The organism is Tessaracoccus sp. MC1679 (assembly GCF_014164775.1).
In the GTDB taxonomy this organism is placed as follows: domain Bacteria; phylum Actinomycetota; class Actinomycetes; order Propionibacteriales; family Propionibacteriaceae; genus Arachnia.
Genome location: NZ_JACJGB010000003.1, coordinates 1 through 14,410 on the forward strand (window position 1 = coordinate 1; position 14,410 = coordinate 14,410).

The following is a 14,410-nucleotide window of genomic DNA, read 5'->3' on the forward strand; positions in this document are numbered from 1 at the left end:
TCGCCCAACTCGCGATCGCCTACCCCGACCGGATCAACCCCTACCTCTAACCCACCCGGAGACCGAACTCCTTACACAAACAACTTGACAAGCTCCTAGAGGGTGCCACTACGGGCACGATTCCGCGCCCCCACCTTCCTGAGGTCCGAGGCAGCCGCGAGTTCGCCGAGGAGAGCTGGGGGGCCGTAGCCCTCAGATCCGCTGATGGTGGGGTGCTCCCCTCCGCGGAAACGTGCCCGTAGTACCGGTCACCCTGCCCTCGGCTGAGCGTGAAGGGCGGCACTGGCGTCCCGTCTCCGCGGCGGAGCGTCGGTCGAGACACCGGACCGGGCGCCAGGGGCTTCGACGAAGGTGCGGCGCTTCGAACACGGAGGGTCCCGCTCCTGAAAACGAGGGTGAGGGACGGCAGGGCGGCACTGCGCAGCGGTGCCCAACCCGAGGATCACCCAACCGGCATCCCGCCCAAGCAGACCCACCCCCGACGCCGCCCTGCCGGCCCGCACCCGAACCAGGCAACGCCACAGGAGGACCGAGTGCGGGGAGACGGGAGACGATGCCCGGGCGGCCTCCACAACCCGACCACCGATCCACCGGCGGCGATCAGCAAGAGCATGGACAACGGCCGCCCGGACATCGACTCACGGCTCCCCACACCCGACCACAAGAACTGCGTGAAGGTGGTAGTCACGACCCTTCGAGACAGGCCACGCCGCTCCGCGGGCGGCCCTCCTCAGGGAGCGATGGGGACAGGCCCCGCCGCTCCGCGGGCGGCCCTCCTCAGGGAGCTGTAAAGAACGGCCCCGCCGCTTCGCGGGCGGCCCTCCTCAGGGAGCGAAGGAGATAGGCCACGCCGCCGGGACCGGAATCCCTGACGGGGAGCGAAGGTGACCGCCTAGTCCTGGCGCAGCGGGGCCGGGCGCCACATGCCCACGGCGGGCATCTGAGTGCCGGTGAACCGGCACATGTCCACGAAGCCGAGGCGACGGTAGAGGGCTGCGGCCCGTTCGGTGGCCGCCTCGAGATAGACCGGCTCGGCCACCGTGCCGAGGCGGTACTTGAGGAGCGCCCGGCCAACGCCCCGGCCCTGCGCAGCTGACGACACGCCTACATAGCCCAGGAACCAGTGCGGCACGGGCGGCCGGTGCCGGGTGAGCTCGCGTTCGACCCGCAGCATGGTGACGGCGTGACTCCCGAGGGTGCTCCAGAGGCCCGCCAGGTGTCTCGCCGCTGCCGCGATTCCGTCGACATGAGAGCCTGGCGGCTGCCAGAGTCCGGCTCCGAGCACGGTGGTGCCGTCGACCGCCACATCGACCGTCCACGCGCCATCGAGCTCATGGTCCATGTAGGCCCGCACCCGCCGCGCGCGCTCGCCGGACGGGAGGAAGGCGAAGGTGGGATCGTCGGTGAACGCATCCGCCAGCGCCTCGGCGGCGCCGGGGAGGTCCGATGGCCGGGCCGGACGGACGAGGGGTGCGGTCATTCGAGGAGTCCTTGCGCGAGGTAGGAGTCCGGCCCGAAGCCAGGCGGGATCGCGAATACGGCAGATCCGATGGCCGTGGTCCATTCGTTGAGCGCGTCACCGTGGTCCAGCATTCGCTGAACCGGGATGTACTGCTCCGCGATGTTGGCCTGGAAGGCGCCGAAGATCAGCCCCGCCGTCGAGACGGGGGCGCCATCGGCCCACTCGTCGTGGGTGTAGTTGAGCCCGCGGCGCAGCATGGTGCGGCCCGAGTTCTGCGACGGATGGGCGCGGCGGGCGTGGGCGTCCGCCGCGATCACGGGCACCCCGTCGGCCATGGCCTCGAGGTCCAGGGCGTCGTGCTCGGCCTCTCCGGTGAGTGGCGCCCCCGTGTCGAGGCGCCGGCCCACGGACTGCTCCTGGCGGTCGCGTGTGGCATCGTCCCACTCGTCCAGGTGCATCTCGATGCGGCGGATCACCAGCTGGGTGCCTCCCGAGAGCCAGCCGTCCTCGGAGAACACGGCGCGGGTGAGGGCGTCGTCGGTGGGGTTGGCTGTGCCGTCAACCTGACCGAACAGGTTGCGGCCGGTCGCCGGGTTGCCCTCGGCGTCGACAGGGCGCCACGAACCGCCCTGGACCCACCGGCTGGTGGCGAAAGGGCCGGCGTCTGCGGTGAGCCGGCGCGCGGCGTGTGCTGTGGTGGTGGCGTCGTCGGCGGAGATCCAGACGAGCAGGTCCCCGCCGGACCAACGCTGCTGGAGTTGGTCGTGCTCCATCGGGGGGATCTCCTGGAAGCCAGCGGGGCGCTGGGGGTTCAGACCGTCCAGGTCGAAGATGCGCGGGCCGAGGCCGACCAGGACGCTGAGCGAGGCGCCGGCCTGGGCGAGGTCCGGGGCGGAGTCTCCCGGGGCTGGGCGGCCGGCCATCAGCGCGGCGATGTCCGCGCTCCACACGCGCATGAGGCGTCCGAGCGCGGAGCGGTCCGTCTGGGGGAGGAGGTCGAAGGCGATGAGGTGGCCGACGGCGGGCTGCGCTGTCAGGATGCCGGATTGATGCACGCCGTGGGCCGGGTACGTCTGACCGCCCACTGAGGATGTCGCGGCGTCCTCCGCTGCCCCTCGGGACGCCCGACCGGCGACCACACCGGCAGCGCCGCCCAGGGTGGCGGCACCGGCGTAGCCGAAGACCCCACGACGGGTGACGTGCTGCGTGGACATGCGGCGCAGTCTACCCGCGGGACCGATGTCCACAGACCCCGGTGGGGTACCCCCGGGGGTATTAAAATTCGGCTATGATCCCAGGGTGAACTGGAAGCTCGCCGTCCCCGTCGTCGCCGCCGTCGCCCTCGCCGCCTGCTCCCAGGCCGAGAGCGCCACCCCCGGCATCCTCGCCGCGGATCCCTGGGTCCGCGCCACCGTCGGCACCGAGATGCCGGAGATGACCGCCCTGTTCGTCAATCTCACCAACCCGTCCGAGGAGGACCGGATGCTGGTCTCCGCGGACTGCGGGGATGTCGCGGCGAAGGTCGAGCTGCACGAGATGGTCAAGGTGGACGGCCAGATGGTGATGCAGGAGGCCGAGGGAGGGCTCCCCATTCCCGCGGGGGAGCACCAGCACCTGGCGCCCGGCGGGCCGCATGTGATGCTGATGGGCCTGACCGGCGAGCTTGTTGCCGGAGGCGAGGAGATCGAATGTAGGTTGGAGTTCGACGACGGACAGACCATCGACCTCGTCGCCCCGGTGAAGGAGTTCACCGAGGAGCAGGACACCTACCACACGCACGCACCCACCGAAGACAGCTGAGGCGCCGCCGGCGGTCGGCCGCCGAGGAGAGGACGCCCATGTTCGCGATGTCGGACGGCCAGCCGGCCCCAGCCCATCCAGATGCCGTCATTGCCGGGGCCACGTACCGCATCACAGTGCTCACCAGCCGGCTGCTGAGATTTGAGTGGCACCCGGAGGGACGCTTCGTCGACGAGCGCACCCAGACCGTCGTCAACCGCTCCTTCGAGGTGCCTGAGTTCACCGCCGATGTCGTGGGCGGGTCCCTCGAGGTGCGCACGGATCACCTGCGCGTGCGCTACGACGGCGGGCCTTTCAGCGGCTCCGGGCTCAGCGTCACCCTGACCCGTGGCGCATCCGATCCGCACTACTCTACGTGGCGTTTCGGCGAGAGCTACCCGCAGAACCTGCCCGGTCGCGGCAACCTGCTCGGCACGGCCCGCACCCTCGACGAGGTGGACGGCGCCTGCCCCCTGGAACCGGGCATCCTCGCCACCTACGGATTCGCCGTGCTTGACGACTCCACCTCGGTGCTGCTCTCCCCGGACGGATGGGTGGCCGGGCGTGAGGGCAGCGGCCGAGACCTGTACCTCTTCGCCCACGGACGCGACTATCGGGGCGCGCTGTCCGACTACCACCGCCTCACCGGCCCCGTCCCGCTGGTGCCCCGCTTCGTCCTGGGCAACTGGTGGAGCCGCTACTGGCCCTACCGGGCCGACGAGTATCTGGGCGTGATGGACCGCTTCCGGTCCGAGCGGATCCCGCTCTCGGTGGGCGTCATCGACATGGACTGGCACGTCGTCGACGTCGATCCGGAGCTTGGCACCGGCTGGACCGGCTACACGTGGAACCGTGAGCTGTTCCCGGACCCGCAGGCCTTCCTCGCCGCCCTGCATGAGCGCGGGCTCGCCGTCACCCTCAACCTGCACCCCGCAGACGGAGTCCGTCGGCACGAGGAGGCCTACCCGGCCGTGGCGGAGGCGGTAGGGATCGACCCGGCAACGGGCGCCGCCGTCGAGTTCGATGTGACGTCCCGAGAGTTCGTCGACGCCTACCTCAGGCACCTGCACCATCCTCTGGAGGACCAGGGCGTGGATTTCTGGTGGATCGACTGGCAGTCGGGTGGCGCGACTGCGGTGGCCGGGCTGGACCCGTTGTGGATGCTCAACCACATCCATTACCACGACTCCGGCCGGGGTGGGCGGCGGCGCCTGACGTTCTCGCGCTACTCAGGCCCCGGCAGCCACCGATACCCCGTGGGCTTCTCGGGCGACACGATCACCACGTGGGACTCGCTGGACTTCCAGCCGTACTTCACCGCCACGGCCGCCAACATCGGATACCCGTGGTGGAGCCACGACATCGGCGGGCACATGTTCGGCAGCCGCGACGTCGAGATGGCGGTGCGGTGGTTCCAGCTGGGCGTCTTCTCGCCGATCAACCGGCTGCACTCCTCGTCGAGCCCCTTCGCGTCGAAGGAGCCGTGGGGCTACGGGCCTGAGGCCGAGCGGATCATGGCCGCGTTCCTCCGGCTCCGTCACCGCCTGGTGCCCTATCTCTATACGGCGGCCTGGGCAGCGCACGCGGAGCAGGTGGCCCTGGTGCGGCCGATGTATCACGACCACCCGGATGTCGCGGCGGCCTACGAGGTGCCCAACCAGTCGATGGTGGGAGAGCACCTGCTCGTGGCCCCGCTCACCTCGGCGGAGGACGGCGCCTCGCACCTGGCCTCCACTCGCGCCTGGCTCCCTGAAGGCTCGTGGATCGACCTGTTCACGGGCCACCGCCACGACGGGGGACGTACGGTGGTCCTGCATCGCGGGCTCGGCGGGTATCCGGTCCTGGCAAGGGCGGGCGCTGTCATCGCGCTCAGCGCGGACCCGATGGCCGACGTGTCCGAGTCCCCCCGGGCGCTGGACCTGCGCGTGGTGCCCGGCACCGCAGTGTCGCACCTGGTGGAAGACGACGGGAGCGCGGCACCCGGGCCCGAGGCCCGTCGCCAGGTTCGGATCGAGCAGGTGCTCGACACGCACCCCGACGGCACCGCCACGCTCACCGTGACCCTGCGGCCCGGCCCCGGCGCGGCGCCGGACCACAGGACGGTCGCCCTCGACGTGGTGGGAGTAGAGTCCGTCGAACAGGTGGAGGTGTGGGTGGGCGGCATGGTGCAGCACGTCGACCACCCGGTGCGGATCACCGACGAACTTCTCGCGCCCGCGCTCCGGGTGAGGCTGGGGGAGGTGGACCTCGGTTCGGTGGTCGCTGTGCGCCTGGGTGGGGCGAGGCGGTCGCCTCGCGACGTGGCGGGCGACGCGTTCGCGCTGATCGACGCGGCCGAGATCGAGTTCACGGCCAAGGAGGCGGCGTGGCGGGCCGTCACGGGACTGAGCGGATGGGCGATGGTGCAGCAACTCGCCACCGTCGACATCCCGTCGTCTCTGAGGGACGCGCTCGTGGAGGTTGCTGCAGCCGGCGAGGTGTGGTGAGCCGGCTGCTCAGGCGACGAGCTTGGGGCCCCGCACCGAGAGTCTGACGGCCTTGGCGTAGTGACCCACCAGTTCGGCGCACACCGTGTCCCAGCTCCGGTCCAGCGTGGAGTGTCGTGCCGCCCGGCCGAAGGCGCCGCGCTTCGCGTCGTCGCCGATCAGGTCCAGCACATGGCCGCGCATCGCGCCCAGGTCTCCGGGGCGGTACAGCCAGCCGGTGCGGGACTGGTCCACCAGGTCGATCGGGCCGCCGCGTCGCGGCGCGATGACGGCGAGGCCGGATGCTTTCGCTTCCTGGATGGACTGGCAGAACGTCTCCAGCTCGCCGGGGTGGACGAAGAGGTCCAGGCTGGCCAGGGCCGTGGGTAGGTCCTCGCCCGTCAGTTCGCCCAGGAAGGCGGCGCGGGGGAGGGCGGCCTCCAGCTGGGGGCGGAGTGGGCCGTCGCCGATGATGACCAGGCGCGTGCCGGGGATGTCCGCGAGCGTGGCCAAGTCTTCGACCCGTTTCTCCGTCGCCAGCCGACCCATGTAGCCGATCAGCCGTTCCCCGTTCGGGGCATGGAGGGCCCGGAACTCTGTGCTGCGTTTGGTTGGATCGAACCGGCCCGAGTCCACGCCACGCCCCCACACACCGACGCGAGGCACCCCCTGGTCGATCAGCTGATCGCGGGCGAACGTCGAGGGCGCGAAGTTGAGTGAGGCGAGGGAGTGGACCTGCCTGACGTGGTGCCAGAGGAGTGGCTCAAGTTGTGGGAAGCCGTACCGGCTCGCGTACGTGGGCACCTCGGTCTGATAGATGCCCACCATGGGAATGCCGAGCCTGGCCGTGACAGTGGCCGCCTTGTATCCGACGACGAACGGCGCCGCGAGGTGGATCACATCGGGGGCGAATCCGGTCAGCAGCCTCGCGATGGAGGAGGACGTGGTGGTGACCACCCTCACCACGTCGTAGCCGGGCAGGCCGACGCTGGTGACGGTCTCGACGGGGAAGCCGCAGTACTCGTGCGGAGTGCGGTCACCCGCCTGCGGGGCGATCACCATTGCCTCGTGGCCGGTCGCCCTCAGATGTTCGAGGACGCGCAGGACGGAGTTGGTGACCCCGTTGACGCTCGGGAGAAACGATTCCGCGACGATGGCAACTCGCACAGCCCCAATTTTACTGACGGCGGTGTCCGGGGCACCTCCGTCAGGGAAACGCTCAATGAACGTCTGGTGACGTTCGAAGGACCGTGGATTCGGAGAATCTCGGTCGAGACCGTAGACTCGACGGGCCCGGTAAGGCGATTAACGCCAGCGTGTGACAGATGAGCGGGCAAATCGTGGGGCCCCGATGTGGGCCCGAGCGGCCCGAATCCAGGGCCCACTATCCCGCAGAGGACCTCTTCTATCATGAACGCACCACGCCAGAAAGACCGTTGGTCACCCGAGCAGCGCACCGCCAAGGGCCTCAAGGCCCAACGTCGCGGCCGCACCGAGCCCCCGGCCCCGGGCGCCCCGCTCAACCGCAAGCAGCGCCGCGCGCTGGAGTTCGGTGACCGTCCCTTCGTCCCCAAGACCGACGAGGGCTCAGAGCGCCCCGCCCGCGACGACCGCCCGCGCCGTGATGACCGTCCCGTTCGGGACGATCGTCCCCGCGACGACCGTTACTCCGATCGCTCCCGCGATGATCGTCCCCGCCGCGACGACCGTCCCCGCGACGACCGTTACTCCGATCGCTCCCGCGATGATCGTCCCCGCCGCGACGATCGCCCCCGCGACGACCGTTACAGCGACCGGTCCCGCGACGACCGTTACAGCGACCGGTCCCGCGACGATCGCCCCCGCGACGACCGCTACTCCGATCGCTCCCGCGACGACCGACCCCGCCGCGACGACCGCCCCCGCGACGACCGTCCCCGCTGGGGTGACCGCGACGACCGCGGTGGGGATCGCTCCGGCGGTCACCGCCGCAGCTCGATGCCTCCCCACGTCGACGTGCGCCGCCCGCACGAGCCGCGCGGCCACGATGACCGCCGCGGCCATGACCGCCGCGACACCCGCGCCCCCCGTCAGGACAGCTTCGACGCTCCCGAGGCGGACCAGATGAGCTGGACCGCCACGACGGCTGAGGCTGTGGAGGGCGACGTGGCGTCGGGCTTCTTCGAGCTCGGTGTTGCCGAGCCCTTGGTGCGCGTCCTCGCCGGCCAGGGCATCAGCGCCCCGTTCCCCATCCAGGCCGCCACCATCGGCGACGCCATCGCCGGCCGCGACGTCCTGGGCCGGGGACGCACGGGCTCGGGCAAGACGCTTGCCTTCGGCCTCGCGATGCTGACCAGGCTGGCGGAGGGGACCCCCGTCGGATCCCCGCGAGCCATGATCCTGACGCCCACCCGTGAGCTGGCCCTCCAGATCGCCGACGTCCTCTCCCCGCTGGCGGCCGCGATGCGGCTCGACCTCACGCTCATCGCGGGCGGCATGGCCTACGGTCCGCAGATCCGCGCCTTCGAGCGCGGCGTCGACGTGGTGGTGGCCACCCCAGGCCGCCTCATCGACCTGCTGGAGCAGGGTGCCGCGGACCTCAGCCAGGTGCAGATCTCCGTCCTCGACGAGGCCGACCACATGGCTGACCTTGGCTTCACGAAGGAGGTGCGCACCCTGCTCGACGCCACCCCCGAGGGTGGGCAGCGGCTGCTGTTCTCCGCGACGTTGGACGCGGCCGTCGACTCGATCGTGCGGACCTACCTCAACAACCCGGTCACGCACGAGGTGGACTCCAGCCAGAACTCGGTCACGACGATGGTGCACCGGCCGCTGATCGTGCGCCCCCACCACAAGAACCAGGTCACCGCGGAGATCGCCAACCGCGACGGCCGCACGGTGCTGTTCGCCCGCACCCAGCTGGGCACCGACCGCATCGCCGGCCAGCTCCGCGAGGCGGGCGTGATGGCGGGCTCGCTCCACGGCGGCCTCACGCAGGGCGCCCGCGCCCGCATCCTGGCTGCGTTCAAGGACGGCACTGTGCCGGTCCTCGTCGCCACCGACGTGGCGGCCCGCGGCATCCACGTCGACGATGTGACGCTGGTGCTGCAGGTCGATCCGCCGCGTGACTCGAAGGACTACCTCCACCGCGCCGGCCGCACCGCCCGCGCGGGCCAGGAGGGCGTGGTGGCCACGGTGGTCCTGCCGCACCAGCAGCGCTCCACCGAGCGGCTGCTGAGCCAGGCCGGGGTGCGGGCTGCTGCCCTCGCGGTGGAGCCGGGCTCCGCGGAGCTGCGCGAGGCGACCGGGGCACGTCCCACCTCGGGTGTCGAGATCTCCGAGGCCGACTACCAGCAGCTCATCGCACCCAAGCAGGCTCAGCGCCGTCGTCCCGAGGGAGGCGGCCGCGGTGGCCGTCGCTACGAGGGCGGCCGTGGCGGGCAGCGCGGGGGCCGCAGGGATCGTTGGTGAGGGCGTAGGATTTCGCGCCTATGGACACCGCCACCCTGTCGATCCGGATCGCCGATCCGGGCGATGCCGCCGAACTGCTGCACGTCATCCATGCGGCGTTCGCGGCGCGTCCCCCAGTGGACCCGCCAGCCGAGGCGCTGACCGACGAGGTTGCCGACATCGAGCGTGCCCTCACCGACGGCTACGGCGTCGTGGTGGAGCGCGAGGGAAGCATCATCGCCGGACTGCTCGTCGACCTCGCGGACGGGACCGCAACACTGAGACGCGTCTCGGTGCTGCCGTCGGCCAGCGGCCAGGGCGTGGCGCGTTCCCTCGTCGAGGGCGCCCTCACCGTCGCGGCGGATCTGGGCGCCCGGCGCGCCTCGCTGTTCGCGCGTGAGGAGTTCCCCCAGCTCGTCGACTGGTGGCGGGACCACGGCTTCGACGTCGTGGCGCCGGAGCCGCACGGCTTCCGGATGGGCCGAGACCTCCCCGTCGTCATCGACGTACCCACGGCCGACGACATGCGCCGGCTCGGCCGCGCCCTGGCGGGCGTGCTCGCCAAGGGCGACGTGATCGTCGCCACAGGCGATCTGGGTGCGGGCAAGACCACCCTCACCCAAGGCATCGGGGAGGGGCTGGACGTCGAGGGGCCCATCATCTCGCCCACGTTCGTGATCTCGCGCGTTCATCCGCCCCGGGGCGGGGGGCCGGCGCTGGTCCACGTGGACGCCTACCGGCTTGGCGACGCCTCCGAGCTCGCCGACATCGACCTCGACGCCACGCTCGCGGAGTCCGTGACCCTGGTCGAATGGGGCCACGGGTTGGCAGAGTGGCTGGCCGAGGACCGTCTCGAGATCGACATCGTCCGCGGGATGGACTCAGACGATCGCACCGTCTACCTCACCGGCTTCGGGCCCCGGTGGGCCGGTGCCCTCGACGTCCTCAGGGAGGCGCCATGACCTGGACGCTGGGCATCGACACCAGCCACGTCGTCTCGGCGGGCCTGGCCCTCGACGGCGAGCCGCACACCCGCGTGCTGGTGGCGGACACCCGCGCCCACGCCGAATCGCTCATGCCGTCGGTGCTCGAGGCCTGCGCCCGCGCCGGAATCAGCCTTCGAGACGTCGACGAGTTCGCCGTCGGGATGGGTCCGGGGCCATTCACCGGCCTGAGGGTCGGAGTCGCCACCGCGTGGACCCTCGCACACGCCTCCGGCCGCGCGGCACACGGCGTGTGTTCCCTCGATGTGGTGGCCAGGCAGTGGGCGGAGGAGGGCGCCCCGGCCCAGTTCGTCGTCGCCTCGGACGCCCGCCGCAAGGAGCTGTACTGGGCCACCTACCGCGGCGACGGGACGCGCGTGTCAGACCCGCAGGTGAGCGCCCCGGAGTCGTTGCCGGCCCTTCCCGTGGCCGGTGCCGTCCCTTCGGCGTTCAGTGCCCTCGTGGACGTCCAGGGCCCCGAGTCATTGGACCCGGCGCTCCTCGCGGCCCGGTGGCAGCAGCTTCTCCCCGCAGGCGACGAGCCGTACTACCTGCGCGCGGCGGACGCCTCCGTCCCTGGCGCACCCAAGTCTGCGCTCCCGCGGCTCAGGGCTCCCCGGTGATCGTCGAGACGGCCGTCGCGGAGGATCTCCCGGACATCCTCGCGCTGGAGGAGCACTTCGCCACGCAATGGTCCGAGGCCTCCTGGCGCCAGGAGGTGACCGGCGAGGGTCGGCTCGTGCTCATCGCGCGCCGCAAGAGCGGAGAGGCGGTGGGCGTGGCGGCCTTCCAGTTGGTCGACGACGTGGCGGACCTGCACCGCATCGTCGTGGCGCCTCATCAGCGCCGCCTCGGATTCGCGCGCGTGATGCTGATGGCCGGCCTGCAATGGGCCATCGGCCGTGGGGCGAGGCGGATGCTGCTGGAGGTCGACGCGTCCAACACCTCGGCCATCCAGCTGTACCAGGGCTATGGTTTCGCGGCCGTGGCCACCCGCCCGGACTACTACGGACCCGGTGCCGACGCGCTCATCCTTGAGCGGAGGCTGGAGGGCGTCGACGCGGACTCCGTCGGCATGTGGGACATGGAGGACAACGATGAGTGAGCCATTGGTCCTCGGCCTCGAGTCGTCGTGCGACGAGACCGGTGTCGGGATTGTCCGTGGACGGACGTTGTTGGCCAACGAGGTGGCCAGCTCGGTGGATCTGCACGTCCGCTTCGGCGGGGTGGTGCCCGAGGTGGCCAGCCGGGCCCACCTCTCGGCGCTGATTCCCGCCCTGGAACGCGCCGCCGAGAAGGCGGAAGTGGACCTGTCGGACCTGGACGCCATCGCGGTGACCGCCGGCCCCGGCCTGGTGGGCGCCCTCGTCGTCGGGGTCGCCTCGGCGAAGGCCCTGTCGGCCTACCTGGGCAAGCCCCTCTACGGGGTGAACCACCTGGTGGGCCATGTGGCGGTGGATCTGCTGGACCACGGGCCGCTGCCCATGCCGTCGCTGGCGCTCCTGGTCTCCGGCGGCCACACCCAGCTGCTCCACGTCGAGGACATCGCCACCCGGATCACCGAGGTGGGCTCCACCATCGACGATGCGGCCGGCGAGGCCTACGACAAGGTCGCCCGCCTGCTCGGGCTGCCCTACCCGGGCGGGCCCGTGATCGACAGGGCAGCCCAGGAGGGCGACCCCACCTTCATCCGCTTCCCCCGCGGCCTGACCGCGCGGCACGACATGGCCAGGCACCGGTTCAACTTCTCCTTCTCAGGGCTGAAGACCTCGGTGGCGCGCTGGGTGGAGCAGCGCCGGCTCGACGGCGGCGAGGTGCCGGTGGCGGACGTCGCGGCCAGCTTCCAGGAGGCGGTGTGTGACGTGCTGACGGCCAAGACCATCGACGCAGCCCAGCATCTGGGGGTCAACTCCATCCTGATCGGCGGCGGCGTGGCCGCCAACTCCCGTCTCCGCGCGCTGTTGGAGGAGCGGGCCGGGGAGGCCGGCATCGAGCTGCGGCGCCCGCGCCCGGCGCTGTGCACGGACAACGGGGCCATGATCGCCGCTGTCGGCAGCGAGGCCATCCGCGCCGGCGTGCGCCCGTCGGGGCTCGGCTTCTCGGTGTACTCCGGGCTTCCCGTGGGCACCATCGTCGTCTGATTTTGTCGCGCCAGGACACAAGTTAGTAACGATCTGGCGTCAAACCCCAGATGGCCTAGCCAATTTGAACGTGCCTTGGCTATGTTCGCTGGCATCACTCGGCCCATTCGGGCCTCTTCCGTCGTTCGACGACTTAGGAGAAAGAATGAAGTTCCAGGGAACCAAGGTGTCCCTCGGCCTGGTCTTGAGCGGAGCACTCCTGCTCGGCGCCTGCACCAGCCCAGAACCCACCGACCCCGAAGACGCTGCCTCCGGTAGCGCCTCGGCGACCGCGTCCGCCAGCGAGGGTGCAGGCGGCGGCGACGCCGCGGCCGGCTGCCTGCAGGACGTCGGCATCACCGAGACCACCGACGGCGAGGTCCGCTTCACCGCCGGCCCCGGCGACTGGAGCGGCTACAACACCATCACCAACGGCACGTACTCCACGTACAACTCCGTCATCGCCGCCCACATGTTCTCCAATTTCGTGTACTTCGGCACCGACGGCACGATCTGCGACAACACCGACTTCGGCACCTACGAGGTCACCTCGGAGGACCCGCTGACGGTGGAGTACACCATCAACGAGGAGGCCGTCTGGTCCGACGGCACCCCGGTCACCATCAACGACTACCTGATGGACTGGGCCGCCCAGAACCCCGAGTTCATCGCCCCCGGCTTCGCCACCGGCGAGGACCCCGAGGCCGCGGTGTTCGACCACGTGTCCACGTCGTTCGCCCAGTACGTCTTGGAGGGCCCGGAGGGCGAGGTGGGCTCCAAGAACTTCACCGTCGTCTACACCAACCCCAACCCGGACTACCGGATCATGGTCACCGCGCCGCTGCCCGAGCACGTGTTGGCCGCGCAGGCCGGCCTCGAGCCCGGCGCCCTGGCCCAGGCCGTCATCGATCGCGACGCGGAGACCGTGAAGTCCGCCGCCGAGTTCTGGAACACCGGCTGGATCTTCAACCCGGGCGAGCTGCCCGAGGCGTCGGTCACCCCGTCGTCGGGCCCCTACATGATCAAGGAGGGCGGCTGGCAGGCGGGCAACTCCCTGACGCTGACCGCCAACGAGGACTACTGGGGCACCCCGGCCGCCACCCGCGACCTCGTGTTCCGCTTCATCGACGACGCCCAGCAGGTCCAGGCGTTGGGCAACAAGGACGTCCAGGTCATCCAGCCCCAGGCCACGGTGGACACCGTCGGCCAGCTCGAGGCCCTCGGCTCCGCCGTCTCCATCGAGTCGGGCTCGTCGCTCACGTGGGAGCACCTGGACTTCAACTTCCGCGAGAACAACGTCTTCGGCAATCCCGACACCGGCCTGACGCTGCGCACGGCCTTCGCACACTGCGTGCCCCGTCAGCAGATCGTCGACACCCTGATCGCGCCGATCGCGCCCGACACGGTGCTCATGAACGCCCGCGAGGTGTTCCCGTTCCAGGACAACTATGACGAGATCGTCGGCGTCTCCTACGACGGCCGCTTCGACACGGTTGACCTCGAGAAGTCCAAGGAGCTCGTTGCCGAGGCCGGCATCGCCACCCCGATCGACGTGCGCCTCGGCTACCGCGCGGGCAACCAGCGCCGCACCGAGACCGTGGCCGCCATCCAGTCCTCCTGCAAGGAGGCCGGCTTCAACGTGATCGACTCCAGCGCCGAGGACTTCTTCACCAACGCCAACGTCAACGGCGACTACGAGGTGGCCCTGTTCGCGTGGGCCGGCTCCGGTCAGATCACCTCCGGCGAGAACATCTACGCCACCGCCAAGCCGCAGAACACCTCGGAGTTCAGCAGCGAGATCGTCGACGCGGCCTGGGCCGAACTCGTCGCCACCCTGGACGAGACGGTTCACCTCGAGCAGACCAAGATCATCGAGAAGGAACTGTGGGATCAGCTGCACGGCATCCCGCTGTACGCCCACCCGCTGGTCGTCGCCTACGACTCCACCCTGAGCAACGTGCGGGCCACCGCCACGCAGGATCAGGTGTCGTGGAACGCCCCGCAGTGGGTCGCCAAGTGATCCGTGACTGACGCCTAGTCAGCCGCAGGGATGGGGCAGGTGACGTTCGCGCCACCTGCCCCAACTGGCGTTCCACCGCCCCTTCATCACAGCTCAGCCCTGCCGTAGGATGCGGCGAATGGGTGCCGACGTTGGCACCCGAACCATGTCAG

The 14,410-nt window shown here is 70.5% G+C and carries 11 protein-coding genes; 8 read left to right on the forward strand and 3 right to left on the reverse strand.

The window, feature by feature from the left end; genetic code table 11:
- Nucleotides 1-892: 892 nt before the first annotated feature.
- A complete protein-coding gene (locus tag H5398_RS05320) occupies nucleotides 893-1,480 on the reverse strand; it encodes a GNAT family N-acetyltransferase (protein ID WP_182799297.1) in 588 nt (195 codons plus the stop codon).
- Nucleotides 1,477-2,676 carry a Dyp-type peroxidase gene (locus H5398_RS05325; RefSeq protein WP_182799298.1) on the reverse strand — a complete coding sequence of 400 codons (1,200 nt, stop codon included), beginning with the start codon at nucleotides 2,674-2,676 and terminating at the stop codon, nucleotides 1,477-1,479. The genes H5398_RS05320 and H5398_RS05325 overlap by 4 nt, the downstream gene beginning before the upstream one ends.
- Nucleotides 2,677-2,761: 85 nt before the next feature.
- Here H5398_RS05325 and H5398_RS05330 point away from each other — a divergent pair, with 85 nt between their 5' ends.
- Both H5398_RS05330 and H5398_RS05335 read left to right on the forward strand, forming a co-directional pair.
- Nucleotides 2,762-3,262 (forward strand): copper chaperone PCu(A)C, encoded by a 501-nt coding sequence (locus tag H5398_RS05330; RefSeq protein WP_370586059.1) that lies wholly within the window; start codon nucleotides 2,762-2,764, stop codon nucleotides 3,260-3,262.
- 38 nt (nucleotides 3,263-3,300) lie between these two features.
- On the forward strand, nucleotides 3,301-5,727 hold the full coding sequence (locus tag H5398_RS05335) for a glycoside hydrolase family 31 protein (protein ID WP_182799300.1): 2,427 nt from the start codon (nucleotides 3,301-3,303) through the stop codon (nucleotides 5,725-5,727).
- A 9-nt stretch (nucleotides 5,728-5,736) separates the two neighbouring features.
- On the opposite strand, the gene H5398_RS05340 is transcribed toward H5398_RS05335, so the two are convergent.
- On the reverse strand, nucleotides 5,737-6,873 hold the full coding sequence (locus H5398_RS05340) for a glycosyltransferase family 1 protein (protein WP_182799301.1): 1,137 nt from the start codon (nucleotides 6,871-6,873) through the stop codon (nucleotides 5,737-5,739).
- 243 nt (nucleotides 6,874-7,116) lie between these two features.
- Between H5398_RS05340 and H5398_RS05345 the strand changes: the two genes are divergently transcribed.
- The 6 genes from H5398_RS05345 to H5398_RS05370 all read left to right on the forward strand — a co-directional run bounded on the left by H5398_RS05345 (nucleotide 7,117) and on the right by H5398_RS05370 (nucleotide 14,258).
- Nucleotides 7,117-9,156 (forward strand): DEAD/DEAH box helicase, encoded by a 2,040-nt coding sequence (locus H5398_RS05345; protein WP_182799302.1) that lies wholly within the window; start codon nucleotides 7,117-7,119, stop codon nucleotides 9,154-9,156.
- A 20-nt stretch (nucleotides 9,157-9,176) separates the two neighbouring features.
- Nucleotides 9,177-10,097: a tRNA (adenosine(37)-N6)-threonylcarbamoyltransferase complex ATPase subunit type 1 TsaE gene (gene tsaE / locus H5398_RS05350; RefSeq protein WP_182799303.1), complete on the forward strand. Its 921-nt coding sequence runs from the start codon at nucleotides 9,177-9,179 to the stop codon at nucleotides 10,095-10,097.
- Nucleotides 10,094-10,741, forward strand: coding sequence for a tRNA (adenosine(37)-N6)-threonylcarbamoyltransferase complex dimerization subunit type 1 TsaB (tsaB, locus tag H5398_RS05355; RefSeq protein ID WP_182799304.1), 648 nt, complete (start codon nucleotides 10,094-10,096; stop codon nucleotides 10,739-10,741). Before tsaE ends, tsaB begins: the two co-directional genes overlap by 4 nt.
- The gene (locus H5398_RS05360; protein ID WP_182784479.1) at nucleotides 10,738-11,223 is read left to right on the forward strand and encodes a GNAT family N-acetyltransferase; all 486 of its coding nucleotides are present in this window, start codon (nucleotides 10,738-10,740) and stop codon (nucleotides 11,221-11,223) included. Before tsaB ends, H5398_RS05360 begins: the two co-directional genes overlap by 4 nt.
- On the forward strand, nucleotides 11,216-12,259 hold the full coding sequence (gene tsaD / locus H5398_RS05365) for a tRNA (adenosine(37)-N6)-threonylcarbamoyltransferase complex transferase subunit TsaD (protein ID WP_182784477.1): 1,044 nt from the start codon (nucleotides 11,216-11,218) through the stop codon (nucleotides 12,257-12,259). Before H5398_RS05360 ends, tsaD begins: the two co-directional genes overlap by 8 nt.
- Before the next feature lie 145 nt (nucleotides 12,260-12,404).
- A complete protein-coding gene (locus H5398_RS05370) occupies nucleotides 12,405-14,258 on the forward strand; it encodes an ABC transporter substrate-binding protein (RefSeq protein WP_182799305.1) in 1,854 nt (617 codons plus the stop codon).
- Nucleotides 14,259-14,410 lie beyond the last annotated feature (152 nt).

Bases quoted from the DNA above. Each gene is read 5' to 3' on its own strand.
- H5398_RS05320 (WP_182799297.1), bottom strand. From the start codon at position 1,480: ATGACCGCACCCCTCGTCCGTCCGGCCCGGCCATCGGACCTCCCCGGC.
- H5398_RS05325 (WP_182799298.1), bottom strand. From the start codon at position 2,676: ATGTCCACGCAGCACGTCACCCGTCGTGGGGTCTTCGGCTACGCCGGT.
- H5398_RS05335 (WP_182799300.1), top strand. From the start codon at position 3,301: ATGTTCGCGATGTCGGACGGCCAGCCGGCCCCAGCCCATCCAGATGCC.
- H5398_RS05345 (WP_182799302.1), top strand. From the start codon at position 7,117: ATGAACGCACCACGCCAGAAAGACCGTTGGTCACCCGAGCAGCGCACC.
- tsaE (WP_182799303.1), top strand. From the start codon at position 9,177: ATGGACACCGCCACCCTGTCGATCCGGATCGCCGATCCGGGCGATGCC.
- tsaB (WP_182799304.1), top strand. From the start codon at position 10,094: ATGACCTGGACGCTGGGCATCGACACCAGCCACGTCGTCTCGGCGGGC.
- tsaD (WP_182784477.1), top strand. From the start codon at position 11,216: ATGAGTGAGCCATTGGTCCTCGGCCTCGAGTCGTCGTGCGACGAGACC.
- H5398_RS05370 (WP_182799305.1), top strand. From the start codon at position 12,405: ATGAAGTTCCAGGGAACCAAGGTGTCCCTCGGCCTGGTCTTGAGCGGA.